Consider the following 25234-nt stretch of genomic DNA (forward strand, 5'->3'; position numbering starts at 1 on the left):
CATAGCCGTTAGGTAAAACGTTACAATGTTTTTATCTTGCCTGGGCACGAACGATCTTGTGGTAAAGCTGCTGGCTTAATACCAGGGAAACGACCAGCAGGAGCAGGCAGAAGGCAAAACCAGTTTGGATTCCCAGGTGGGAAGACTGACAGTGCAGGAAATTATTGACGATGCCGACCACCGCGACAATTAAGGCGGTCCCAAAGGAAGCAGCGATTTGCCGCATGGTATTAAAGGTCGCCACCGCATCAGGAACAATTTCATTTGGCAAGAGTGAGAGGGCCTGCGTCTGCAACGGAATCAGCATTGTTACCAGACCAAATTGCCGGACAGTTTGGAAAATTGTAATCATCAGGATCGTGCTTTGGGCTCCCACAACGGCCTGGAAGGTTGTCCCGATGATGTCAATAATCAGCCCCGCGCCGACTAGCCACTTAATCGGGTAAATATCGTAACAGCGCCCGCTGGTCGTCGAGAGCAAACCAGTTAGAATTGCTCCAGGCAGCACGGTAATCGCTGAAGTAACCGTCCCTTTACCCAGGACGATCTGGACCAGCAGGGGGATCAAAATAGAATTTCCGTACATTGTGGCCGTGATTAACATGTTAATCACCGTTGCCAGGACGAACTGCCTATGGGCAAAAATTTCAAAATTAATTAGCTGGTGGCTGCTATGACGCTGGTTGAGGACAAAGAGCCCTAAGGCCACTAAACCAATCGCAAGATAGCCAACGACGTTAAAGGTCGCCAAGGGATAGCTAGAAACGTTTGACAGTCCCATCAGAAGTGACCACAAGCCAATCGTAATCAGGATTAACCCTGGCAGATTAAACCGGGGTAATTCGTTATGGGGAATATAGGGCAGGAAGAAAAATGACAGCATCAGGGTGATGACCGCGAATGGAATAATTAAGATAAAAAGGTAACGCCAGGAAAGGTAGTTGAGCAAGAAGCCGGAAACGGCCGGACCAAGAATTGGCGCACAGTTAAAGGCAAGACCAATTATTCCCATAATCCGGCCCTTCTTTCCCGGCACGGCATAACGAATTGCCAGGACGTTGACCAATGGCATCATCATTCCAGCCCCGATTGCCTGAATCATTCGGGCAATAACGATGAAGATAAAGGACGTTGCCAGGGCACCGAGAACGGTCCCCAGCAGGAAAACACCGGCGAAAATAATAAAGAGCCGCCGGAATGAAAAACGCTTGATGAGGTATGAGCTGACGGGGATCATCAGCGCGTTCACCAGCATGTAGCCGTTCATAACCCACTGGACGCGACCTTCGGAAATATTAAAAACCTTCATAAAGGTCGGCAGGGCGATGTTCATTAAGGTCGAGCAGAGGAGGCCGAAGAAGGTCCCAAAAACCATAATAATAAGTGCCCGGCTAATTCGTTGATCTTTCATGTGATTTAGTTGTTTTTTCTCCTTTGTTTACAGTAATGCTTTCCCAGTTTAACAATTCAGTGAGGTTTGTCAAACGCAAATTGCCTTGGTCAGCTTTCTTAACCATGCTAAAATTTAGTTATAAGAAACAACAATGGACCGGATTAAAAGAGGAGGGCAATCAATGATTAAGGGATTAGGGATCGACCTAACGGAAATTAGCCGAGTAGGTGAACTCGCAAGCAAGCACCCGCAATTTCTGGATCGAGTCCTGACAACGGCCGAGCAGAAACAGTATCACGGCTTTACTGGGCAACGCGCTCTGGAATACTTGGCAGGGCGGTGGTCATTAAAGGAGTCGTTTGCCAAGGCCTGGGGAACCGGGATTGGCAAAGCGGTCGGCTTTCAGGACGTTGAAATCCTCGACAGCCGGCTTGGTAAACCGGTGGTCACCCGGTCGCCCTTCGCTGGTCGAGTCCATGCCTCGGTCAGCCACACGGGCAGCCTAGTGATGACCGAAATTATACTAGAAACGGATTAACGTAGAAAGCGGCCAGCGAAAATTTCGCTGGCCGCTTCTTAATTTATTTATTATCTGTTTTCCCTTCGTCGGTCTGCGCCGCTTTCTTCTTTGGCTTAATGTAAACCACTTTGAACTTATTGACGTACGCGTTCTGCAAGTCGAGTGGGGTAAAGGAGAAGTTTTCGACTCTAATCGGCTGGCCGACCTTCATGTCGTATTGGCGCTCCAAGAAGAAACCAGTCAGGGTCGTTACTTCGGAATTTTCGAACTGATCAATCTTTGTATTAAAGAAGCGCTCAAAGTCATCAAGCGGCATCTTTCCAGAAACTTCGTAGGTCGGGTTTCCCTTGCTGTCAGGATCCTTCTTTTCAATCATGTCAGAGGTGGCATGGTCAATTTCTTCACCCACCGTTCCGAAAAGTTCTTCATAGATGTCCTTATCAGTTACAATTCCTGAAGTTCCTCCGTATTCGTCCTGAACAACGACAATTGGCACTTGTTTCTTCACCATCGTCTGCAGGACATTGGTAATCGGTTCGTTCTCGTAAACAATCGGGATCCGCCGCATAATCGTCCGAATTGATTGTTGCGGGTTAATCTGGTTTTGCCGCATGATATCATAGGCAAACACGTAACCCAAGATGTGGTCCTTGTCGTTATTCGCTACCACTGGGAAGCGGGTAAACTTCTTCTCAAAGTAGAGTTTAGCCGCGTCCTCAATCGAAGCCTGGATATCAATCACGGCTAGTTGAGTCCGGTCAATCATGATGTCTTCGGCAACCTTATCGTTCATTTCAAAGGCCCGGCGCATAAAGAGAACGTCTTCCTTATCCATTTCCCCAGCCTTTTCAGACTGCTGAGAAAGGGTCATGATTTCGTTTTGCGAATAGGTATCTTCTTCCGGCTGAACATTGTAGCCCAGTAGCTTGGTGATCCACGCCGCGGTTACGGCAAATAACCAAACGAAGGGATAAAAGATCGTGTGGAAGAACTGGATTGGATGAACGATGGCTAACAGAATCTGAACCGGCCGGTCGATTGCCATGTTCTTCGGTACCAAATCGGTGAAAACGGCGTGGAAGAAAGTGAAAATTAGGACCCCGATCACCGGTGCCAGTGGAACCAATACTTCTCGCGGAATCAAGTGGATCTTTAAGAGGAGGTCGGTGATAAACTGGTCACCAATCCACCCCAAGACCAGAGACGTCATGGTAACCCCAACCTGGGCAGTCGATAAGTATTCGTTTAGGTTGTTGACCATGTGCTCGGCGCGCTTAACCTTCCGTGTCTGGCGAAGCTCTTGCAGCTCACTCGGCCGTACTTTAACCACGGAATATTCCAGCAGGGTAAAGAGGGCCGCCAGTAACAAAATTAAAATAATTACCAGTAATCTGAACCAATAAGATGACCATAGTGCATCCATAACTTACAAAATCACCTAATCTTTCATTGATGTTTAGTCCTATTGTATCAATTTCCCATTTGACTGACCAACTATTTAGTAAAAAAGTGCGGTAAAATTATGATAAGCAGACTCAGTGAGGGTGAGGTTATCAATGGAAAATAAGCAACAAACGGAAATAAAACAGGGAACCCGCTTAAAAGAAATTATCACAGTGATGCGCAAGTATCACTTTATTTCGAATTTTTACCATCAAAGGGACCCGGAGGCGATTTGCAACGCGTTGCAAGAATTAGGGCCAACCTTCATTAAGCTGGGGCAAATCCTTTCGACCCGGCCCGACCTAGTGTCCACCGATTACGCACAGGCGCTCCGGAAACTCCAAGATCAGGTCAAGGCCGACCCGTTTACGAGCGTTGAACAAACTTTTGAAGAGGCCAGCGGCAAACAAATCGCCCAGGTGTTCAAGAGTTTTGATCCAGAACCATTTGCCTCTGCTTCCATCGGCCAAGTTCATCGCGCAGTCCTTTTAGACGGCACTCCGGTAGTGGTCAAGGTTCAGCACCCAACCGTCACTCAGTTGGTAAACACTGACCTCGCCTTGCTCCGCCGAGCAGTTAAAATGGTGAAGTACGTGCCTGCCAATACGGCGGTCGTTGACTTAGACCGCACACTGGATGAAGTCAGCACCTCCCTCCTCAGTGAAATCGACACCCTCCACGAGGCTAAAAACGGGGAAGAGTTTTACCGCCTCAATAATGGGCAGGGAATTTTTGTGGTTCCTAAGGTTTATCTCAAATACTGTGCTCCACGAATTCTGGTCAACCAGGCAATGACCGGGAAGAGTATTCGTGAGCTGTTTGATGCGTCAAGTGCCGCGGAACAAGAACGCAACCGAGCGCTTGCGACGGCTCTGGTCCGTAACTTTATGAAGCAGGTGTTCGTTGATCACTTTTTCCATGCCGACCCTCATCCCGGAAATATTCTGTTTACGACAGCTCCGGGGGATCAGCTAGAAACCAGTAGGGAATTCACGCATTCATTTAAGCACGTGGAGCTAGCCTACCAGGAGCAAACGCCGCTCCCGCCTTACCGGTTGACTTACCTAGACTTCGGGATGATGGGACGCCTTACACCCGTCATGGCTGACGGCATTGCCGAGGTGGTTTTAGCACTAACCAGCAAGGACCAGCACCGAATTGCCCAGGCGGTCCTCGGAATTTGCAACCAAACAGGTGAGTTAGACCAGCAACGTTTCAGCAGAGAATTGAGCAACTTTATGCGTCCGTACCTGGCCGAGGGCTTGGGCCAAATCGACTTCTCCAACATGCTCTACCGCATCATCCAGCTCTGCGAAGATAATAACCTGCAGATCAAGCCAGAGGTGACGATGCTGATCAAGGCTTTTGGAACGCTCGAGTCAACGGTTGCCCATCTGGATCCGGACATTTCAATGATGGCGGTGGCCCGGCCGTTTGGTTTATCCTACCTCAAGCGTAAACTCAAAGCGCGTGATCTTGCCGATGATAGTCTATTTAAACTGTGGTCCGTTCTGGAATCGGCAGGCCAGCTGCCAGAACGACTCGACACCGCATTGGACAACTTTAACAACGGCGACATTGAAGTCAAGTTACGCTATGAGGGGCAGAAGCACTTGCTGAAACAGGTAGAACGGGTTGCTAACCGGCTGCTGGTTGTTATCGTATTAGCGGCAGTGATTCTTGGCTCTTCGCTGTTGGTCGAAAGCAGTACCCGCCACCCTCACATTTATCATCTCGGGGTCTTTGGCTATGCCATTTCGCTAGGAGTTATCGCCATACTGGTCGTAAGTGAACTCTGGCATCGCTTTAAGCACTGGCGCAATAGTAAGAAGTGAGTTTAAATGGGTACGCTGATTATTTTACTAATTTTAACTAGCCTGGTCGCGCTTCTGTGGACTTTCACGATTTACCTCATTCTGATTCGCCGGGTTAAAAACCGGGCCCGTAGTTTAGCCTATAACCGTTGGACTGCGATTATGATGAGCCTTAATATGCTAGTGTGCTTACCAGGATTGTGGAGCCTACCACTAGCACGGCTACCCAAGCTAGGGCAACAGCTATGGCTGCTGGTGATAACCACTGATAGCCTGGCAACTGCCGGTCTGATCATGATGGGCCTATCTGTACTTCTCCTGCGGGTCTGGCCCCATCCACGGGCAACAGACTACCTGGTCGTCTTGGGGGCGGGGCTAACTAAAGGACAGGTCCCACCGGTCCTCGCCGCGCGTTTGGATTCGGCGTACCGCTTTTGGAAGGTCCATCCTGAAACAGTGGTTATCGTCAGTGGCGGCGACGTCCATGGTGACCAGGTAACGCAAGCGCGGGCAATGGCCGACTACCTACAACGGCTCGGCGTCGTTGCAACGAAGATCCTGCTAGAATCCCAGGCCCGCAACACCTGGCAAAACCTGGTAAACAGTCGTAAATTGATTGCCCAGCATTGGCATAGGGAAGGGAAGCCACGAGTAACAGTGGTCACAAGTTCCTTTCATGTTCCACGGGCAATGCTATACACCCACCGCTTAGGTCTGAACTGGCACTTCCTTTCCGCACCAACTCCTTGGCCTTACCTCCCATTGAACCTGGTGCGGGACTATCTGGGAATTATCCGTGACCATCGCCGCTTTGCTGGCGCCGTCTTGCTAGTGATATTAATATTAGAGGAAAGTTTACTGTTGAAATAGAGAGTGGGACAGAACTAGCTTGTCTAGTTCGTCGTCCCACCTCCGCAAGGATGGCTACGCCGCGCAGCAAGCCTATTTGGGGTTGGTCAAATGCTGATTTATCAGCGTTTGAACTGCCAGCCAGCTACTGCGCTGAGGCATTACTAACTTTAAAATATTAAAGAGGTTGAGTTAATTCCCAGCCTCTTTATCATAACCCTACTTATTCTCGTAAACAGCAATCTCTACCAGGTTATTATCCGGGTCGTGAACGTAAACCGAAGTCATGGCGCCCTCGGAGCCGTGCTTTTCAACTGGACCGGCCACAATGTCGACGAAGTAGCTCTTGAGGTGGTGAAGGATGTCCTCCAGCTGATCACCAGCCACGATACAGAAGTCGGCGGCCCCGGTGGTTAAGTGGGGCGCCTTTAGCTCCGTTTGCCGGTCACTTTTTTGCAGGCGGATTAACTGGTGACCACACCGCAAAGTCACCAGCTGATCGTTACTCTGCTGGTCCAGCACCGGCATGTCAAAGACCTCGTGGTAGAACCGGGTCGACTCTTCCAGGTCACTGACAGTCAATACAATATGGTCAATTCTGCGCATTTTCATATTCAAATCATTCCTCTTTTCCTGCTCAATATTATATGATGGTAGTTGGTCTAATCGCAACTGCTTTAAAACCAACGAAAGGAGCACTCGTAAGTGACTAATAAGCAAGTAAGTACTATTCCAGCGCAAGTAGAAGTGCGGGGTGGGCGTGTTCATAATCTCAAAAACATCGACGTCGACATTCCCCTCCACAAGTTCGTTGCCATTTCTGGTCTTTCGGGATCCGGAAAGAGTTCACTAGCGATGGGAATCCTGTATGAGGAAGGCTCCCGGCGCTACCTGGAAGCACTCTCAACCTACACCCGCCGGCGAATCAAACTTGGTGCTCAGGCCGAAGTTACCAGTGTCAAACATATTCCATCCGCTTTGGCACTGCGGCAGCGGCCGAGTATCCCCTCAGAGCGGGCCACAGTGGGAACCATGAGTGAAATGTTTAACGTCATCCGCCTGATTTTCTCCCGACTGGGGTCACCAGTCTGTCCTAATGGTCACCGGTTAAAACCCAGTTTGACAATTGCGGAAGCTATGAGTAAGAGTGGTGAAGAGATGGGGCGGTTGACCTGTCCGGTCTGTGGTGTTCAGTTCAGCGCCTATAGTGCGGAGGACTTTGCCTTTAACTCTGCTGGCGCCTGCGATAATTGTCAGGGGACTGGGAAAGTCCGGCAAATCGACGAAAGCAAGTTAATCGGTGATCCCACGTTAACGCTGGCTGAGGGTGCCGTGGCCGCCTGGCACCTGCCCGGCAGGAATTTCATGCCAAACGTTGCTGAGCAGGCCGGGGTCCGGATTGATGTTCCCTACAAGGACCTGACGGATAAGGAAAAGGATTTTGTCCTCAATGGTCCGGCCAAGAAGTTTAAGATGGACTTTCGTTCCGGCACCGGCCGGGTCTTTCATGACTTTAACGCCCTCTATGAAAACGCCCATGAGGCGGTGCTGCGTTCTGCCCAGACGAGCAAGAGTGAACGCTCGCAAAAACGGATCAGTGAATTTTTCAGCTACTCCACCTGTCCGGTCTGTCACGGCACCCGGCTTAAACCAGAATTGCTCAAGCAGGAAGCGGGCGGGCTAAACATTGCCCAGGTGACCGACCTAACACTGGGTGAACTCAGCGGCTGGAAGAAGGCGGTCCTCAAGACACTGCCGGATGACATGCTGACGATGGCCGGGTCACTGTTTAAGGAATTCGATGACAACCTGCGGCCCCTGTTAGAGCTTGGCCTGGACTACCTGACCCTGTCCCGGAATGGTAATACCCTTTCAACGGGGGAACTACAACGCATCCAGCTCGCCCGGACACTGCGCACCCAGACGACCGGAGTCCTTTACATCCTCGACGAACCGTCAATTGGTCTGCACCCCGACAACATCAAGGGGTTGCTCGGAGTCTTCCATGAACTGGTTGCCCAGGGCAATTCGCTGGTAGTAGTTGACCATAATGTGGACATCATCCGGGAAGCCGACTGGATTATCGAAATCGGCCCCGGCTCTGGTGAGGAGGGCGGCCAGGTGCTTAACAGCGGCAGCCCGCAGACAATTGCGGCTGACCCGAATTCTAACATCAGCCCCTATTTGAATGGAACGGCAAAGTTACTCGCTCGGACCCGCCAACCGGTGCCAGCTAAGAAGTCAATTAATTTCACCGTCGCTGACTACTACAACATCAAAAAGATTACGGGGCAGCTCCCGGTGGGCCGGCTGAGTGCCATCACAGGCTTCTCCGGAGCCGGGAAAACCAGCCTGATTCTCGACAGCCTGGTTCCAGCAATTACGGACCAGGCTACTGGCCGTCCCCTACCAAAGCAGGTCAAGTCGCTGACGACACCGCTCAAAAACGTGGTAAGTGTCGACGCGGCACCAATCGGCAAGACAACCCGGTCAACCGTCGCCACCTACACCAGCATTATGAATAACCTGCGAAAGCTCTTTGCAGCCCAGCCACTGGCTAAGGAACGGCACTACACCGCCAGCTACTTTTCCTACAATAATAAGCAGGGGGCTTGTCCAACCTGCGGCGGAACCGGCGTGGTAACCCTTGACATCCAGTTCTTGCCAGACATGCAGCAAACCTGCCCAAGCTGTGAGGGAGCTCGTTACCGGCAGGAGATTCAGGAGGTCAAGTGGCACGGTTATTCGATCGTTGACCTTCTCAAACTTGATGTTCGCACGGCACTCGGGGTCTTTACTTCGGAACCGAAAATTGAACACGAATTGCAGCTGCTGGATGAAGTTGGCCTGGCCTACCTTCATCTTGGGGAAAGTACACCGTCGCTCTCGGGTGGGGAGGCCCAGCGGCTGAAACTGGTTAAGCACCTCAACCGGCGGCAAAGTACGACCCTCTTTGTCTTTGATGAACCGACGATTGGCCTCCACCCGCTGGACGTCAAGACGCTTTTGGGAGTCATGCAACAATTGCTGGACCGTGGTGCCACCATTCTCACTATTACCCACGACCTAAACCTAATCGTCAACGCAGACTACCTAATGGACTTAGGCCCGCGGGGCGGCAAGAATGGGGGCCGCGTAGTTGCTACCGGGACACCCCAAGAGCTGGTTAAGAAGCCAACCAGCCTGACGACCCAGTACCTAGCAGATTACGTTCACAGATTTGAATAATAGTAAATGAAAAGCATCTCGACTGACAAGGCAGCTGAGATGCTTTTCACTTACTTTTGATAATGCTGGGTCAAATATTCTTTCATCCCTTGTGGCGCGTGACCGGTAATATGTTGGAAGTCGTTAGTGACCTCATCCATCAAGCCCAGAGCAGCGGCACGGTACATTGATGCCAACTCATCGCCATCCCCCTCGGACCGGTAAATATCGGCAAATTCCTGCAGGGTAACCGGTGCATAGCCGATTTGCTCGCCGGTCACTTGGGACATAATGGAACTCAATTCTACCATGTTATAGTTTTGCTTCATCGTCAGCAGGTAGTTCTGCCCGCGATCACGCAGGTATGGTTTCACAGCGATGTTAGCCATGGCTTCCGCACTATCTTCCCGACTGATAAAGGACATTGCCTGGTCGCCGATGGGATAGATGACGTTATGCCGCGCAATCAGTTCCGGCAGGTAGGGTACCAACGGATCCGCATATAACGCATTTTTAACCACCGCATAGTTTAAACCGCTGCCGGCCAGTCGGGCTGGCAAGTAGGCATAATAGCTCGCCATCTGGAAGGGGTTATTATACTGGTCAGCGATAAAACTCATTGCCACAATAGTTGAAACATTGGCCCGATGCATGGCTTCGAGGGTGTTTTCAAACTCGGCAATCCGTTGTTGGACCTGGTAGGTGAGGCTGGGCACGTAAACCAGGACGTCAACTCCAGTCATTGCCGCAGTCATGCTGTCAACAGCGGCATAGTCCAAGGCAACCACGTCATAGCCAGCGGCTTGCAGGGCGGTGGCCTTTTCAATTCTATGAACACCCAAGCGGATATCGGCTTGGGGGACTAACTTACGAAGTTCGGTGACAATCATTCCGCCAAGGTGGCCGGTCGCACCGGTAACTAAATACTTCATTGAGAATTCTCCTTTCGCTGCTGTGCTTCTTTCTGAGCCTGCTTTACGAGAATGCTGTCTAGCACATCCTGCAGTGAAATGCCTGCTAATTTGGCCTGGGCAGCAGTTTCCGCCTGCTGGTAATATTCAGCCAGCGTAGCTTGAATATTACCCCCCACGATGCACTCGGGAGCAGTCTTTTCATCAATTGCAAAAAGGTGCCGGTCGGGTCCCTCAACAGCTAAATAAATATCATACAGTGAAATTTCATCAGCGGGCCGGGCTAAACGGGGGTCCGCAAATCCTGGGACCGTTTCAATAAGGCCGACCTTACGGAGGGCGCTCATTAGCCGGCGAACCACTACCGGTGAAGTCTCGACGCTACCGGCAATATTTTCGCTCGTCAGCGGAACTTTTCCACGGTAAATCTGCAAGAAAGCCAAGATATGAATACTATCGCTTAGACGGGTTGAAACGCGCATTTTGATCCTCCTCTCTAAATTAAGAATCGTGCTTTGCTAGGGCCGCGCGCCACTTATGGGTAAGGCCCCATTCAAGCAAGCGCAGGAACCCCGCACAAACTAGGGTCAAGGCCATTGTCAAAAACGTTCCCCACAGAATGGGAGCGAGCTGCTGCCCCTGCAAGCCCTCAAACAGGAGTTGACCTAAGCCGCCCGCGTTAATGGTGGCCGCAATGGTTGCCATTGCCATCGTGGAAGCCAACGCCACCTGCAAGCCACTAAAAATTGCCGGCAATGCCAGGGGGAGCTGAACCTTATAGAATACCTGTTGGCGGGTCATCCCCATCCCCGTAGCTACTTCGATCAACTGGGGATCGATTTCTTGCAGGGCAGTGATGAAGGAACGGAGCAGGACGTACTCAGCGTAAATGGTCAAAACGATGATTGCGGTCCGCATCCCTAATCCGGAAAGCGGCAGGAGCAGGGCAAAAAAGGCGAAGCTAGGGATTGAGTACAAGAGGGAAAAGAAATAGACCAAACTATTCAGCCAGTTGCGCCGGCGGAGAAATAGCAGGGTAATGACAAGGGCCAGCACCAACGCAATTCCAAGCGAGCTAAGAACCATGAGGGCGTGTTGCTGGCTGTCCGTGATCATCGTTGTCCAATTTTCATTCCAATACTCAATCATCTTGCTGGCCCCACAGTTCTTGGTTTTGGCGGACGGTTCCCAGTAGCTTTTTAACAAACGGCGTCGCGGGCTGGCGGACAATTTCCGCTGGTGTGGCAAACTGCTCAATTCGTCCTTCGTGCATCACCATGACCCGGCTCCCCAAGTAGAGAGCCTCGTTAATATCATGGGTCACAAACATAAAGGTCTTGTCGGCTAACGATTCATGAATTCGCTTAATCTCGTGCTGCAGCTCCTCCCGGGTAAGGGCGTCTAACGCGCCAAAGGGTTCATCAAACAACACATAGGGCGGGTTGGCGACTAGGGCCCGGGCCACCCCGACCCGTTGCTGCTGGCCACCGGATAATTGGCTGGGGTACCGAGTAGCATACTCCCTGGGATTAAGCTGGACCAGCTGTAACAATTCACGAACCCGCTGGCTGGTCTGCTCCTTGTTCCAGTGCAACAGCTGGGCCACCACCGCGATATTTTGCGCAATGGTCATGTGAGGGAAGAGGCCGATTTGCTGGACCACGTAGCCCATATGGCGGCGCAGCTGAACCAGGTCTAGCTCACTGAGCGGCCGCCCGTCAATGGTAATTTCACCCGCACTCGGCTGTAACAGGCCATTCACCATTTTAAGGGTCGTGGTCTTTCCCGAGCCAGAAGTCCCCAGGATAGTAATAAACTCACCCTGGCTAATCGTAAAGCTCAGGTCAGGAATAACCAGGTCATCGCCAAACCGCTTTTGAACGTGTTTAAATTGAATAGCTGCTTTTGTCATGTTTCCGAACCTTTCTGATTAAGAAGTCGAAGCCGAGCATTGCCCCCAGCGAGAGGGCCGCGACACTAACGGCACCAATTACGATATAGGTCATATCGTACAACCCCAGGCCCGTAAAAATTAACGTTCCTAGGCCGCCAGCCCCAATATAGGTCGCCAGGGTTGCACTGGCGATAATTTCAACGATTGCCAGCTTGATTCCGTTAAGGACGTAGGGGAGGGCCAGGGGAATTTCAATTTGCCGACGCAGTTGCCGGGAAGTCATCCCGAGGGCCGTTCCGACCTCCTTGTACAGGGGACTGACCTCGTTGAAGCCCAGAATGGTGTTAATTAGCAACGGCGGCAGGGCTAACACGACCAGAGCAATTAAAGCGGGGACCATCCCGGTACCGATAACGGGAATCAGTAAAAATAGCAGGGCCAGGCTAGGAATTATACGTAGCACTTGCGCAAAGGCAACGCAGAAACTAGCCACCGGTTTTAACCGCGAGCCTAAGTACCCCAACGGTAAAGCAATCACCATGGAGATTGCTAGGGTCACCAGCGTGAGGAAGAGGTGCTGACCAACGTACTGCCAGTATTGGCCACTATTTGATTGAAAATATTGAACCACCTGTGAAAACAAAGAATCACTCCTCACCGCTATTTGACATTATGCTCGTACCAGTTTTTGGCAACGGTTTTGTAGTTTTGCCCATCGACATTCACCTTTCGATTGAGGGTCGTTAACTGCTTAGTCGTCAGTTTAGCATCAACCTTGTTCAAGGCCCGGGCCATCTTTGGGTGGCTCTTAGCCGCCTTTTGGTTTGCCACGGGAACCAGGTTGTAAGGGGGCCAAATGTTTTTGTTGTCCTTGATGAGGGTGAACTTCCCGGTTGCCAGCTGACCATCAGTCGTTGAAACTGGAGCGGCGTCGGCCTTTCCCTGTTCCATAATCTTGTAGAGCAGGTTCACGTCGTAGTCCTTAATCGATTTGAAATCGAACTTGCCGTACGCCTTATTCATCGCTGGGAGCGCATCGGCCCGCTTTTCAAATTCCCCCTGCGAAGCAAAGCGAATTTTATCAGCTTTCTTTTGTAGCTGGCTCAAATCTCTAATGTGGTCCCTTTTGGCGACCTTGGTAGGCATAGCGATTCCTTGACGATTATCGCCGGGAGCATAGTCGAAGGTTGTCAGACCATCCTTTTGAACCCCTTGATGGGCAATCTTGGCAATTTCACTGGCGCTCTTGCCGCTGGCCCGCTTTTTGAGGTAGGCTTCAACGATTGTCCCAGTATAGTCAGGGTAAACGTCGACCTGGCCCTTTTGGGTTGCTTGGAAGATGACATTGTTGGCAATGTTAGGCTTCCGTGTAACTTTATAACCTTCATGTTCGAGGGCGAGGGCGTAAATTTCACTAACGGTCTTACTCTCGGAAACATTCTTCGAGCCGACAATGATCGGTTTGTTGCTAGCAGCGCTAGCGACGCTTGGAACAGCCGTCCCCAAAATAAGGACCGTTGCAGCCACTAGGGATGTAATCAGTGCTTGTTTAACTTTCATCGCGCATTCTCCTTGTAACTTTTATAGTTTTAAATTGCCTATATCGTAACATAGTGTTGGCCAGCTGTCGAGGCAGCCGCCCAATTAATTTTTGAAATGAGCAGAGAAAAGGTATAATAAGGGACAGCATAAGCAATAAAGGAGCGGCAACAGAACTATGAAATTCATCTCTTGGAACATCGACTCAATCAACGCAGCCTTAACTGGAACTTCGACTCGGGCGGGGGAGACCCGGGCCGTCCTCAAAAAGATTTCGGCACTGGAACCGGACGCCGTGGCAATTCAAGAAACTAAATTGTCAAAAAACGGCCCCACCAAAAAGCACCTGCAAGTCCTCGCTGACCTTTTCCCGGGATACCAGATTGCCTGGCGCAGTTCGGTCGAACCGGCACGGAAGGGCTATGCTGGTACTATGTATCTCTACCGAGACCAATACCAGCCAACGGTTACTTATCCGCAAATTGGGGCCCCGGAGCCGATGGATAGTGAAGGCCGGATCATTACCTTGGAATTCCATGACTTTTTCTTAACTGAGGTTTACACGCCCAACTCTGGGAATGGTCTAAAGCGGCTAGCAGACCGGGAGCAGTGGGACGACTGTTACCGCGATTATCTGCACCAGCTTGATGAGCAGAAACCAGTAATTGCCAGCGGCGACTTTAACGTGGCTCACGAGGAAATTGATTTGGCCCACCCGGCAAACAATCACCATTCCGCTGGTTTTACCGATGAGGAACGGTCACACTTCGGCCAGCTGCTCGCTGCTGGCTTTACCGATAGTTTCCGCTTCTTGCATCCCGAAGAGGCGGGAGCGTACTCATGGTGGGCCCAGCGAGTATTAACCAGTAAGCAGAACAACTCTGGTTGGCGGATCGACTACTGGTTAGTCAGCAACCGGCTGGCCGATAGAGTTAGCTCTTCATCTATGATCGATAGTGGTGAGCGGCGTGACCATACCCCGATTATGTTAGAAATTGACCTGTAACTTTAAACAAAATCGAGAGTGAGAAAAAACGGCTAAAATCGGCTGGCAAGCTGATTTTAGCCGTTTTTCTTCGAACCTCCGCAAGGATGGCTAGGTTGGTCAAATGCTGATTGATCAGCGTTTGAACTGCCAGCCAGCTACTGCGCTGAGGCATTACTAACTTTAAAATATTAAAGAGGTTGAGTTAATTCCCAGCCTCTTTTATTATGCTGCCGGCTGTTTAGCAGCCCGGTCGTGTTTAATGAGTTTTTTAATCAGGACATACATAGCAATTACCACGACAATCGCCACTGCAGCCCCGATTAGCTTGTGACTGTTGCCCTGGAAAAGCGCGTCGCCCCCAAAGGCATAGATAAATGACGTTGGGGCCATGCCGACAGTCACCATCGCCAGGTAACGGAAGCGGTTGATGTTGAGCTGGGCCCCGGCATAATTAACCAAGATGCTAGGAATCACCGGAACCATGAAACCGATCGTCAGTCCAATCAGGGGGTGCTTTTGGTGCATTAACGCGGCTAGCAGCTTGGACTTTCGGGTACGTTTGGAAAGGTCCACCTCGCGGATAATGCTCATCACGCCGCAGTTTCCCAAAATGTTCCCCAGCCAATTAATCAAAAAACCGACGACAGGACCATAGCACAAGCCGGCTAATATACAAATCAGCGAGTTAGACATGCCAGGAATCGCGTTGAATGTGGCAATCAACGCCAGCAACAGTAACATGTCCTTAATCCCGTGGCTGCGTATCAGGTGCATTAACACGATTCGGTTATGGTCATTCATGTGCAGCAAGAGGTTGATCTCCGGCTGATAATCACGGTAGATAAAATAAATTAGGATAGCTGAAATTATGATCCCGCCTAGAATTAGCAGGGCCTTATTAAGTTTTCTTTTCATCATCAATACTCCTGAGGGATGGTTAGGCCAGCCTGCGCAAAGAGCTGCCTGAGGGTCTGCCGCAACAGGGGGTTATGGGCGTAAATATAGGTCCCGTACACACCCCGCTTAAACAACACGTTAAGGGAATTCATAATCATTCTCTTTTCCAGCTTGGTAATCATTGTCGGGTCTGTCAAGTCGGCCCGCTTTTTGAATGCCTCACTGTCTGTATACTTGTCCAGGTTGACCCGTAAACGGCGACTGCCTGGCACTTGGCTGATCGGTGGCCCGATAATAATGCCGGTATAGTTGAGGTCAAAGCCCTGGCAGGTATAGATCGACCCGACTTCGTCAATCGTTTGAGGAAGTTCCGCCCAGGGAGTAACCGTATAGTTATACTGATCCCAAGGCATCTTAAAGCGCCCCTCGCAAATATAGTGTTTACCGCCATCCAGGGTGGACGGGTAGCCAGAGGTTGACAGGATTCGGGACAAGCCTACCTCCCGGTTACGGCGGACGATTGCCTGACGCATTGCTTCCGCATCATCATAAACCCGGAAGTCATAATGGTGGCGTGCGTTTTCCGGCAGAGCTTCCAGGCGGTAGTCACTCGTAAAGTGGTTAAACCACTGCACTAATTCTGGACTCGCCGTCATCCGAAACATCCGCTGAAGCTGGTATTCCCGGTGCGGGTACTGGTCGGTAATGGCCCGGAGACGTTCAGGAGTCCAGAGGCTCTTCATCCGGAGTACCTGGTACTGATCAAAGACGAGCACAACCACCTTAGCCCGCTTGATAATCTCCACCAGCTGGTTATCGTGGTAAAAGTTGTTGTAATGGTCGGCCTTGGAAAGGAGCAGGTGGGCTTCGTCGATCACCGCCACGTCAATTGTCTGTCCCCGCTTATCGAGCTGGTTGATGAGGGAAGTTGGCCGGGCAAAATCCTTTTTAAATAGTTCGGGCCGGGTTCCCGCGATTTCCCGGTAAACCTTCAAGATTTCCGGATGGTTGACCAAAAAGTAGTTCGTCGTTCCATAGAAAGGGGAGGCGTGATTATGCCGCGCTGCTCGCTGCAGCCGGGCAAATAGCTGGGAGAGCACCACGCTCTTGCCGGTCCCCGCGTCCCCGTAAATCGTATAAACTGCGGGAAACGCACCCGTAATGTGTTGACCAGCAAAGGCGAGAATATCCTCGACCAGTTTTTCCTGCTCTGGTGTTAATTTTTTCAGCGGCGAAAGCTTTTCTACCGCGGCATTTGTAGTTTCCCCCATTGTGACAACGACACCCCCATTAACATCTTTATTCCTCATTTATGGTATCGAAGTCCAGGCAGTTCGTCAATTTTCACGGGCTTTATTTTCGCGGGCTTTATTTTCGCGGGCTTGTGAAAAGTGTTAAAATATTAAGAAACGAATAATTACTAATATAAATAATCAATAATTATTAAAGGAGTGGCGGCAAATGAATCGGCATCCAGATTTCTTACTAAACGAAGTGAATGAGCCCCAAGACATCAAGGGAATGTCACTTGATGAATTAAAGCAGCTGGCAAGCGAAATGCGTCAGCTAGTCTTGGAACGGGATTCCGCAATTGGCGGTCACGTCGGGCCCAACCTCGGGGCGATGGAACTGACCATTGCCTACCATTACGTCTTTAATTCTCCTCACGACAAGGTAATCTGGGATGTCTCCCACCAGAGTTACCCGCATAAGATGCTGACGGGGCGCAAGCTCGGCTTCCTTGACCCAGATCATTACGAGGACATTTCTGGTTTTACTTCGCCCGAAGAGAGCAACCATGACTTTTTTGAAATCGGCCACACCTCAACTTCGATTGCATTGGCAGTGGGGATGGCGCAGGCCCGGGGCTTGCTGAAAACCGGCTCCAAGGATAACATCGTCGCGGTCATTGGCGACGGATCGCTCAGCGGGGGCTTGGCTTTCGAGGGCTTGAACAACGCCGCAAAGCTCAATTCTAACCTCATCATCGTGGTTAACGATAACCAGATGTCGATTGATGAAAACCAGGGCGGCTTGTACCAGGGGCTGAAAGAACTCCGGGACAGCGATGGCCAGGCTGCTAACAATATCTTTAAGTTCATGGGGTTGGACTACCGGTACGTCAAGGACGGTAACGACCTCCGCGCAATGATTGAGGCCTTCAAAGCCGTTAAGGACATTGACCACCCAATCGTTCTCCACGTTAATACGCTCAAGGGAAAGGGCTATGAACCGGCCGTAGAAGCCAAAATGACCTACCATTGGCGGGCACCATTTGACCTTAAAACCGGCCGGGACAAGCAAGCCGCAAACGGCGAGTCTTATAGTGCGGCCATCTTAGCCGAGCTGGATAAGCAAATCGCTGCCGGAGAACCAGTAGTGGCTATGAATGCTGCTATTCCGGGTGTTTTTGATCTCAAAGAATTCCAAAAGAAGCATCCCGACCGCTACTCTGACACGGGAATTGCCGAGCAAGAATGTATCAGCTCAGCCGTCGCAATGGCAGTTGCTGGCGCGCGGCCCGTCGTCTTTCAAAACAGCACTTTCCTGCAGCGGGCTTACGACCAGCTAATCCACGACATGGCCCTCAATGATGCGCCCGTCGTGATGATTGTCCGGGGCGGTGCGATTGCGACTGAGTCAGCCACACACCAGGGGTCCTTTGATATCTCAATGATCAGCGACCTGCCGAATATTGAGTACCTGGCACCAACAAACGTGGAAGAGTTGATTTCCATGCTCCGGTGGGCTATCAAGCAGACCGACCAGCCGGTAGTCATTCGCCAGCCAGAAAAGCCGTTATTGCATGGCCGGGCCACGCAGGATGATTACAGCAACATTCAATACGACATTGCACACCAGGGAAGCGAAGTCGCTATTATGGCCGTTGGTGATTTTTGGAAATTAGGGGAGGATGTCCGCGCCGAACTAAAGGCAAAGCTCAACATTGATGCCACGTTGATCAATCCTAAGTCGGTCACGGGGATTGACCCAGAAGTTCTCCACCACTTGGCCGAAAATCACGATGTCGTTGTGACCCTGGAGGACGGCAACCTCAGCGGGGGCTTTGGAGAAACGATTGACCGTTACTACGGGCCAAAGTCAATGAAGGTCTTAAACTTCGGTGCCCCACGGGAATTTGCTGATAACGTACCGTTAGACGTCCTGTACGAATGGTACCACCTGACGCCAAAGCAGATCGTCGACGACGTTGAAAAGGTCCTCCACGCCCTTTAAGCACCACTAACTCGGTAAGAAGCAAAATTCTTACCGAGTTTTTTAGTACAGTCGGCTAATCTTCCCGTATATATTTAGTGAGCATCAATTACGAGGAGGATTACTTATGAATAAACTTAGGATTAAGGGCACGCTCACCCTGTGTTCTACTCTTGCCTTGCTGACACTCGCGTCGACTAATGCGTTAGCAGACCCAGTACCAACGGGAGAAGCGCCAGCACAGGAAGCTGTCCTAATGGGCGACCAGCAGGCAGCCACGGTCGACCGCCAAATAACGGTCGTCAACCCGGTCAGCGGCGAAAAAGCTGTCGTTACGCAGACTGCAACTAAGACGCCAGGTCCGGACGGTGCTGACACCAACATTTGGCAGGTATATTTCCCACCGGTCTACCAGGGATATAAGCCATCCCAGCCATTTGTTCCTGTCACCGTTGTTACGCCGGAAACCCAGCCTAGTAACGTCGAAATTACCTACCGGCCGCTCAAGCAGGATGATATTCGAACCAATACTTTTGCCGGAATATTCTTTAAGGATGTCAATGGTAAGCGAGTCGTACCAATGCTCTGTCAGCCCGTTGACAAAAAGGGAATTGTCCAGATGCCCGAGGCTCCTAAGGGTTGGGAATACATCAACCGCGACCAGCTACCGGACTCTTTCATCTGCTATGATTATAAAGACCCGTTCTACGTCTTCCTGGTAAAAAGGCCAGCAGAGCAGGTCCAAACGAAGCAAGTCACGAGAAAGATTATTTGCCACCTGCCAGGCGGCGACAAAGTCTATACGCAAACCGTTACGGCCACGAAGATTGGCAAACAACCATGGAAGCTGCCGGCGTTTCCCGCATTCAATGTCCCAACCCCGACCGGCTACCAGCCCTCGCTGCCAACCGTTCAGAAACTAACCGCTGATCCCGATCAGGCACCGGTGGTCGTTGAGGTCACATACCAAGCCATTACGCCGACTAAACCCGTGGGGCCAGATCAGCCAGCGAACGATCACCAAACTGTAAACCCGGCTCAGGATAGTCAACCGGCAGATACTCCTGCCAATACCGTAAACGTTGCCGGTAAGGGGACCACTGCTTTCCCAGACCTAAAAGACCGCCTGGCACAGTTGCAAGCACCACTTGACCAATTAGAAAACAATGAGCAAACGAGCCGCCCCGTCGCCCTCCCACAGACGGGGAATCACTCAGAAAAAAGTGGAATACTCCCAGGACTAATAGCGGCGGCGTGGACAGCGTTTTCAGCGGGCGCCGTTTTCAAGAAAAAACGCAATTATTTTAAATAAACACTTGCTATTTTAATTTTCTCATAGTATTCTAATAACAACCAAAAGGAATGGAGGAAGTTAAAATGCAATTATTTAAGATTAAAATCCTAATTGAACTTACTTCCACCACAACCACAACAAACTAAGGCGTGGTTGGGGATTAATTTTTATTCCTTTGAATACTGTATAAATCAGCTATCCAATTACTTCAGCCACGGCAGCAACGAAAATGATGCTCAGTGGCCGGAGAAGGTGGATAGCTTTTTTTGTCGAGAAAGAGAGGTTTTTTACATGGCGGAAGAAAAGGTCAAACTTAGACGGACGATGACGCCCGGACAAATGGAAATGATTGCAATTGGGGGGACTATCGGTAGTGGTCTTTTCATGGGGGCTACGTCAACGATTAAATGGACCGGGCCGTCAGTTTTACTGGCATACGCCTTCGTTGGTTTAGTTCTCTACGGCGTAATGCGGGCACTGGGGGAAATGATTTACATTAGCCCCGGCACTGGGTCCTTCGCCGACTACGGTGATAAGTATATTCATCCCTTTGCCGGTTATTTGACCAAGTGGAGCAATATTTTCCAGTTTATCATCGTGGGGATTTCAGACATCATCGCAATGTCCCAATACCTGAACTATTGGTGGCCGAAGCTGCCCGACTGGTTCTCTGGGATTATCGTGATTGCAATGCTGACCCTCGCCAACCTGGTTTCAGCAAAGGCGTATGGCCGGCTGGAATTCTGGTTCGCAATGATTAAGGTGGTAACGATTATCGTGATGATCATTCTGGGTCTGCTGGTAATCGTCCTGGGGTTAGGAAACAATTGGCACCCTGTTGGTATCTCCAACTTATGGACGCACGGCGGCTTCTTCACCGGTGGCTTCATGGGCTTCATGTTCTCACTGTCAGTGATTGCCGGATCTTATCAGGGAATCGAGCTGCTGGGAATCACGGCCGGGGAAGCTGCTTCTCCACGGCACGCCATCGTCAAGTCTGTTAAGTCTGTTATTTGGCGGATTTTAATCTTCTACATCGGTGCAATCTTCGTAATCGTTTCAATTTATCCATGGAACAAACTAGACGCTGTTGGTTCACCGTTTGTCGAAACCTTTACTAAGGTCGGAATTACTGGTGCAGCTGGAATCATTAACTTCGTTGTCTTGACGGCAGCACTGTCTGGAGCTAATTCTGGAATTTACAGTGCTAGTCGGATGCTCTTCAAGCTGTCTATTGACAAGCAGGTACCGAAATTCTTCGGTAAACTTTCCAAGCGGGTGGTTCCAAACGTCGCTGTCTTAACGATTGCCTTCTGGATTGCCCTTGGTTTCATTGTTAACTCCATCATTTCGGTCGTAAATAAGGACGCAAGCAACATCTTCGTAATTGTTTATAGTTCTAGTGTCCTGCCTGGGATGGTACCGTGGTTCGTAATCCTGCTGGCCGAATTAAATTACCGCCGTCAGCACCCTGAAGACTTAGTTGACCACCCATTCAAGATGCCACTTTACCCGTTGTACAACTACTTTAGTTTGGCGGCCTTGGCAATCATCCTGGTCTTCATGTTCTTCAATCCAGATACTCGGGTTTCCGTTTCGGTAGGGGTTATCTTTATCATCATTATCTGGTTCGCCTTCCGCTGGCAGCTAAAGCGGGATCCAGAGCGGGCCAACTAAGTTAAATCTAAGGAGGTTGGGTATCCCAGCCTCTTTTTTTGTAGAATCAGCTGACCATTTGTTCGCCAAATATAGTAAAATAAAAATGATTTTTACTATATGAAAGGATTGGCATTATGTATCGAATTAAAAAGAGACTCTGGCAAACCATCCTCGCCCTGGGGTTGGTACTACTGTTCGGTGGTTTCATCAACCAGTCCAACGGCAGTAATACCGCCTGGGCGCAGGGCATCCAGCGGCTAGTCTCCTGGGGTGGTAATTACCACAGCGGGAGTCAGCAAAGCCTACCGCCAACCAAGGAGCAGGCGGAGTCAGTACTAACACCGGCCGTCCGCCAGCAGTTAGGGGACTCTATCAGTTGGAATGGTTCTGGTGCCTTCATCGTCAACAATAACCGGCCGCAACTGAACGCTAACATTAGCAGCGCGCCATACGCCGTTAATCTCCGTGACCAGCAGGGCCGGGCATGGCGGGGGGATGCCTGGCTCAATCGCACCACTCGTCAATACCGCAACCGGAATGAAACTGGTAACGGCGCTACTAGCTGGCGCCCAGCAGGATTTTTACAGGCCAGCAACCTGACTGGAGGTTACCGGCACGCCTATGACCGGGGGCACTTACTCGGCTACGCCCTAGTCGGGGGGATTAATCGTTTTGACGCCTCCGAATCTAACCCCGCTAACATCGCCACGCAGACCGCCTGGGCCAATGAAGCCCGCAGTTCGACCTCAACCGGGCAAAACTACTATGAAGGGCTCGTCCGCAAAGCGCTTGACCGGGGCAAGCAGGTGCGGTACCGGGTCACTGATATATACAACGGTAATGATGTCGTGCCAGCAGGCGCCCATATTGAGGCACTCTCCAGCGACGGTAGCTTATCTTTCAATGTCTTCGTGCCGAACGTGCAACGGAATATTAAAATTAATTACGCCACCGGGGCAGTAACACAATTGAATAACTAACTGTTGAAAGTAAGAAAAGGCACCGAAAATCAGCTTGCCAGCCGATTTTCGGTGCCTTTGGCTTTTACCTTGCCAGCCAGCTACTAAGCTAACACACTTTTTCTATTTTGCCATCCGGCGTGGTGACAATAATTGTTTGCTTCTTAGTCATAGGGTCGTCAACCTTGCCACACTACTAACACCAAATCGTCATGACTTATAAACACTTTGCTAATCTTTCGTCCAGTGCTTGCAAAATAAGCCTAAATCAACGAAAATAAGATTAATTATTACTCTAATGAAGAAAGAAAAGGGACACGTATGCCAAGCGAATCAGACTTAACTAAATTACACATTGTGTTTAACGGGCAGAAAACACCTCCGCTAAAAGTCAACCAGCTTTTTGATGCCCGCCGGTTCAACCGTTTTACAGCGATTACTGGGAAAGCCGATGCCGACTTTGTCAACCGCTACCTCAGCAAGTTCATCCAAGCGGACATCGTACTCGGGGCATCCCCAGCAAAGCACGTCAATTCCGCGAGCGAAGTAATCACCAAGGTTGCCCTGACCGACGCTTTATTAGCGGTGGCGAATAAGAAGCCGGTGAAACTGTTTGAGGCCCTCTCAAGCAGCAACCAGGCCAATGTTTTAAACGGCCTGTTTAAGTTTGAATACGCGCCCGCCCAGGCTATCTACTCCCGTTTTTACCTGCTAAGCAACGAGGAGAGCGGGGACTGCCGGGTAATCCTCGGCAGCATCGACCTGACCGAGGAATCGTTTACTAAGGACCGCAACCAATACAGCGAAGTGCTGGTTTTTGATAATGACCAGCGCCTCTTCGCCAACCTGCTGGAACACTTCAAGCACGACATTAAGCCGGTCCTGCGGCCATACTTCAGTGATAACCTTTTAAAGGCGGCCCAAAAGCAGCTGGACGAAAGTAAGAAGGACCAAAATGCAGCTGCTGCGGGGAACAATGTCGTCATTTTGGACAACGACACCACTGACCAGGTGGCTGCCCAGGACATGACCGACATCATCAGTCACGACCTCCAGCAGCAGATTGACAGTGCCATCATTCCTCATGACACGACCATCGCAATGCGCAACGTCACCACTGACCGCTCGCTGGTCAAGGAGGGAATTGAACGGGACACTAAGCAGCACGACACCATCTACAACCTCCAAAAGCTCTCGGTTTCTCCCCGGGCGGCCAAGCCAAAGATCAAAGACCGGCAAAAGATCTACCAGCAGGTCAAAGAGGCGCTCGTAAGCGGCATGACACCCCAGCAGCGGTCAGCGGAGAAGAAGTACACGACCTTTTTGTATGACCGTCCGATGGAACGCAACCTGGTTAATAACAACAGTGGACTATACGTTCCTAATGATGCCGGGACCCACCCAATCCCGTTCGGTAAGCTGGCGACAATCAGCCAGATTCGCGATAGTCTAAAGAGTATTGATGACGTTATGAAGGGCTACCAGCGTTACGTGGTCGACTATTCGGATAATTACGGGAAACGTTTCTATGAAGCCATCATGTATAGCTTTACGGCGCCGTTTCTGTGGGAAATTCGGACAAAGGCCAGTTTGAACCCCGAAGACGGGAATGACATTCCAAACTTCCTCATTCTTGGTGCAACCGCGGGCTCCGGAAAGTCAACCCTTTTACGGATCATCAACCAGCTCACCTGGAATACCGACCGCTCCCTGATCGACTTTGGGACGATTTACCCAACGGACGTCGCGCAAAAGAAAAACAAAACGGTCGAGGCAATCGAACACTACATGAGGACGGGGAGTTCCTATCCCGTCCTCTTAGACGAAATCGAACCGTACTTCTTCCAGCAGGATCAATACAGCCGGCACCTGGTCGTTGACACCATGAACGAACTAGTCAACAACCCACAGGCCATCGCACCGCTAATCGGAACGACCAACTATGACTCCGGCTTTACGATGCTTCGGGAAACCGCACGACGGACTTACTACTTGCAAATTGATAAGGTCATTGACGAAAAGCTCAAGGGCGAGGCCAACCGGTATATTTACAATGTCCGGCAAACCTTAAACAATACACTGTTTAAAGACTTCGTACTCCGGATGGCCAGCCTGTTAGAAGACGACGAGACCCCTTGGCGGTCCTTTGACCCCGAAACGGGGCGGCTCGACTTCCTTGCACAGACCCGGCAGCTGTTCCGTGATTATTACAAGATGGCTGGGCTGGATGTTCCGGAATACTTTGCGGATACCATCTGCGACGACTTCAAGGAGAGTTCGCGGAACAGTTGGGCTAAACTCTACCTTACTCAAGAAGATGACTTCAAGTACCGGGAAAGTGACGATAGCATGCTTTTCGATATTTCTAAGCTCAATCCGGCGAACGGCTTTACCGCTGACAGCATCGAAAAATACCGGAACGCCTTGCCAATTGAACTGTGCGTAAACGGCATTAATGGTAAGCGGGGGAAGTTTGTAGAAATCAAGGCAAAGGAGTTCTTTAACTGGATTGGGGAGCGCAATCCCTATGCCGACGAAGCACCAGCAGCTGCTCCGGAACCCGCTAAGAACGACCAGCAGCCGGCGGAAAAGCCGAAGAAAAAGGGCTTTTGGGCCCGGCTGTTCGGCTAGTAAACTAAAACCAATCCCTA

21 protein-coding genes are annotated in these 25234 nt (G+C 50.7%); 10 read left to right on the plus strand and 11 right to left on the minus strand.

Going from position 1 to position 25234, the window contains the following annotated elements:
* Window positions 1-31: 31 nt before the first annotated feature.
* Window positions 32-1411 (minus strand): DHA2 family efflux MFS transporter permease subunit, encoded by a 1380-nt coding sequence (locus tag FC49_RS00695; RefSeq protein WP_056983771.1) that lies wholly within the window; start codon window positions 1409-1411, stop codon window positions 32-34.
* 163 nt (window positions 1412-1574) lie between these two features.
* Here FC49_RS00695 and acpS point away from each other — a divergent pair, with 163 nt between their 5' ends.
* Entirely contained in the window at window positions 1575-1931 is a 357-nt protein-coding gene (gene acpS, locus FC49_RS00700) for a holo-ACP synthase (protein ID WP_003714628.1), read from the plus strand.
* Between the two features lie 43 nt (window positions 1932-1974).
* Here the strand turns inward: acpS and FC49_RS00705 are convergent, their stop codons facing one another.
* Entirely contained in the window at window positions 1975-3336 is a 1362-nt protein-coding gene (locus FC49_RS00705) for a hemolysin family protein (protein WP_003714866.1), read from the minus strand.
* A gap of 133 nt (window positions 3337-3469) precedes the next feature.
* On the opposite strand from FC49_RS00705, the gene FC49_RS00710 reads away from it, so the two are divergent.
* Both FC49_RS00710 and FC49_RS00715 read left to right on the plus strand, forming a co-directional pair.
* Complete coding sequence (locus FC49_RS00710; protein WP_056983773.1) at window positions 3470-5191, plus strand: ABC1 kinase family protein; 1722 nt, start codon at window positions 3470-3472, stop codon at window positions 5189-5191.
* Between the two features lie 6 nt (window positions 5192-5197).
* A complete protein-coding gene (locus FC49_RS00715; RefSeq protein ID WP_003714640.1) occupies window positions 5198-6040 on the plus strand; it encodes a YdcF family protein in 843 nt (280 codons plus the stop codon).
* A gap of 198 nt (window positions 6041-6238) precedes the next feature.
* Here the strand turns inward: FC49_RS00715 and FC49_RS00720 are convergent, their stop codons facing one another.
* Window positions 6239-6631: a VOC family protein gene (locus FC49_RS00720; RefSeq protein WP_034537204.1), complete on the minus strand. Its 393-nt coding sequence runs from the start codon at window positions 6629-6631 to the stop codon at window positions 6239-6241.
* Between the two features lie 93 nt (window positions 6632-6724).
* Here FC49_RS00720 and FC49_RS00725 point away from each other — a divergent pair, with 93 nt between their 5' ends.
* Window positions 6725-9247 (plus strand): excinuclease ABC subunit UvrA, encoded by a 2523-nt coding sequence (locus FC49_RS00725; protein ID WP_056983775.1) that lies wholly within the window; start codon window positions 6725-6727, stop codon window positions 9245-9247.
* A gap of 50 nt (window positions 9248-9297) precedes the next feature.
* Here the strand turns inward: FC49_RS00725 and FC49_RS09700 are convergent, their stop codons facing one another.
* From FC49_RS09700 to FC49_RS00755, 6 genes are read right to left on the minus strand one after another with little or no spacing between them, the layout of a single operon-like run.
* Entirely contained in the window at window positions 9298-10158 is an 861-nt protein-coding gene (locus FC49_RS09700) for an NAD(P)H-binding protein (protein ID WP_003714623.1), read from the minus strand.
* Entirely contained in the window at window positions 10155-10619 is a 465-nt protein-coding gene (locus FC49_RS00735) for an Rrf2 family transcriptional regulator (protein WP_056983777.1), read from the minus strand. The genes FC49_RS09700 and FC49_RS00735 overlap by 4 nt, the downstream gene beginning before the upstream one ends.
* A gap of 19 nt (window positions 10620-10638) precedes the next feature.
* Entirely contained in the window at window positions 10639-11286 is a 648-nt protein-coding gene (locus tag FC49_RS00740; RefSeq protein ID WP_039930331.1) for an ABC transporter permease, read from the minus strand.
* Window positions 11279-12049: an ABC transporter ATP-binding protein gene (locus FC49_RS00745; protein ID WP_003714627.1), complete on the minus strand. Its 771-nt coding sequence runs from the start codon at window positions 12047-12049 to the stop codon at window positions 11279-11281. Before FC49_RS00745 ends, FC49_RS00740 begins: the two co-directional genes overlap by 8 nt.
* Entirely contained in the window at window positions 12024-12689 is a 666-nt protein-coding gene (locus FC49_RS00750; RefSeq protein WP_176605825.1) for an ABC transporter permease, read from the minus strand. The genes FC49_RS00745 and FC49_RS00750 overlap by 26 nt, the downstream gene beginning before the upstream one ends.
* 2 nt (window positions 12690-12691) lie before the next feature.
* The gene (locus FC49_RS00755) at window positions 12692-13591 is read right to left on the minus strand and encodes a glycine betaine ABC transporter substrate-binding protein (protein WP_003714631.1); all 900 of its coding nucleotides are present in this window, start codon (window positions 13589-13591) and stop codon (window positions 12692-12694) included.
* Between the two features lie 157 nt (window positions 13592-13748).
* Here FC49_RS00755 and FC49_RS00760 point away from each other — a divergent pair, with 157 nt between their 5' ends.
* The gene (locus FC49_RS00760; protein WP_003714629.1) at window positions 13749-14576 is read left to right on the plus strand and encodes an exodeoxyribonuclease III; all 828 of its coding nucleotides are present in this window, start codon (window positions 13749-13751) and stop codon (window positions 14574-14576) included.
* Window positions 14577-14780: 204 nt separating this feature from the next.
* On the opposite strand, the gene FC49_RS00765 is transcribed toward FC49_RS00760, so the two are convergent.
* Both FC49_RS00765 and FC49_RS00770 read right to left on the minus strand, forming a co-directional pair.
* Window positions 14781-15476 carry a TVP38/TMEM64 family protein gene (locus FC49_RS00765; protein ID WP_056983779.1) on the minus strand — a complete coding sequence of 232 codons (696 nt, stop codon included), beginning with the start codon at window positions 15474-15476 and terminating at the stop codon, window positions 14781-14783.
* On the minus strand, window positions 15476-16726 hold the full coding sequence (locus FC49_RS00770; RefSeq protein WP_056983781.1) for a DUF2075 domain-containing protein: 1251 nt from the start codon (window positions 16724-16726) through the stop codon (window positions 15476-15478). Before FC49_RS00770 ends, FC49_RS00765 begins: the two co-directional genes overlap by 1 nt.
* A gap of 190 nt (window positions 16727-16916) precedes the next feature.
* Here FC49_RS00770 and FC49_RS00775 point away from each other — a divergent pair, with 190 nt between their 5' ends.
* The 5 genes from FC49_RS00775 (at window position 16917) to FC49_RS00795 (ending at window position 25214) form a co-directional block, all read left to right on the plus strand.
* Window positions 16917-18692 carry a 1-deoxy-D-xylulose-5-phosphate synthase gene (locus tag FC49_RS00775; protein WP_056983783.1) on the plus strand — a complete coding sequence of 592 codons (1776 nt, stop codon included), beginning with the start codon at window positions 16917-16919 and terminating at the stop codon, window positions 18690-18692.
* A gap of 106 nt (window positions 18693-18798) precedes the next feature.
* Window positions 18799-19983, plus strand: a complete 1185-nt coding sequence (locus tag FC49_RS00780; RefSeq protein ID WP_003714818.1) for a mucin-binding protein — start codon at window positions 18799-18801, stop codon at window positions 19981-19983.
* 273 nt (window positions 19984-20256) lie between these two features.
* Window positions 20257-21642 carry an amino acid permease gene (locus FC49_RS00785; protein WP_003714903.1) on the plus strand — a complete coding sequence of 462 codons (1386 nt, stop codon included), beginning with the start codon at window positions 20257-20259 and terminating at the stop codon, window positions 21640-21642.
* A 116-nt stretch (window positions 21643-21758) separates the two neighbouring features.
* Window positions 21759-22604, plus strand: coding sequence for a DNA/RNA non-specific endonuclease (locus FC49_RS00790; RefSeq protein WP_003713008.1), 846 nt, complete (start codon window positions 21759-21761; stop codon window positions 22602-22604).
* A 300-nt stretch (window positions 22605-22904) separates the two neighbouring features.
* Window positions 22905-25214: a P-loop NTPase family protein gene (locus FC49_RS00795; RefSeq protein ID WP_003713015.1), complete on the plus strand. Its 2310-nt coding sequence runs from the start codon at window positions 22905-22907 to the stop codon at window positions 25212-25214.
* The last annotated feature ends 20 nt before the right edge of the window (window positions 25215-25234 follow it).

Origin of the sequence: Limosilactobacillus oris DSM 4864 (genome assembly GCF_001434465.1) — a bacterium.
GTDB classification, from domain to species: Bacteria; Bacillota; Bacilli; order Lactobacillales; family Lactobacillaceae; genus Limosilactobacillus; species Limosilactobacillus oris.